General features: G+C 43.2%; 2 protein-coding genes. Both read left to right on the top strand.

The genetic code is table 11. The features are described 5' to 3' along the window. A partial coding sequence (locus A3739_RS30850; protein ID WP_068478131.1) for a hypothetical protein occupies positions 1-497 on the top strand: 497 nt, incomplete at its 5' end. Between the two features lie 13 nt (positions 498-510). Then, positions 511-1,160: putative manganese transporter (locus A3739_RS10330; protein WP_197472261.1), on the top strand; the 650-nt coding region annotated here is incomplete at its 3' end.

The raw sequence follows: 1,160 nt of genomic DNA, 5'->3' as shown, positions 1-1,160 counted from the left end.
GCATGAAAATCACCCTAAGAAAGACACTCGACTCGGACACCAAACCACGCTTACTCACTTTATTGAACCTTATCGCCAATAACGAGATCAGAACGCATTTGCTTTACTCGGAATTAATAAAGCATCATGCGTGTCATGTGGGCAGAGACCAGCATTTATTATCTTGTTTTCACACAGCCTTGACCGAAGATAAAGATCACTACCAATGCATTGAGCATTGCATTGAACTTATCCAAGGCCCGAAAGCGCCCACAAAAACGAGAAACAAACACTACCCTAGCACACAATTAAAAAGCTCTTTTTCTAAGTTACTTAAAAGCCTCTATTTAAGCGAAGCCTCTTCAGTTCAAGCCTACTCTGAAATTTGCACCATGACCCTAGAAAAAGACTATCGCTTATTCGATCTTGCCTATCGCAACATGCATGAAAACATTGTGCACCTCGACGCTGTAGAAGAGGCACTAAACACTCACTGCCAACATCCTCTTACACATTAAGGCACAACTCTTTATGACAACGTGGCTACTCGCAAAGATAAACTACCCAAGTCCAGATTTAACATGGCGGGAAACACCGCGTTTACTGGTCAAAGAACTAATACTTCTTACACCCTTTCTATGCTTGATCGGCATAATATATATCGTCGACAAAACCTTATTTGGGCTTATCGTTGAAACCATGAGCGATGCATATATCGCTGTCAGCGTCTTTGTCTCGATCACGCTAGCAGGCTTCTACTACCTTGACCGTCACTTAAAAGCGGATCTTCGAGAATTACTTAATCGAAAATCTATTCTCCAAGTCCCAGTAGCTGCTTTTTTAGGTGCACTACCAGGTTGCGGTGGCGCTATTATTGTAGTCACTCAGTTCGTGAATGGCAGTATGAGCTTCGGTGCACTTGTCGCAGTATTGATTGCAACAATGGGGGATGCCGCATTCTTACTCATCGCGAAAGAGGCGGAAACCGCCGCACTCGTATATGGATTAAGTTTATGCGCAGGAATTGTTTCTGGCTATATCATTAACGCCGTACATGGGCACGACTATCTAAAGAGGAAATCTGACGAAACACAACTGAATACATTCAGCTTCTCGCGTACAACCCCTCTCAAGGTATATGCATTTATAGGGGTACTTGTTCCGGGTGTAATCTTTGGTTT

Source organism: Oleiphilus sp. HI0067, from assembly GCF_001635735.1.
Note: the sequence above shows the minus strand (reverse complement) of the source record. Positions and strands in the feature narration are given on the sequence as shown.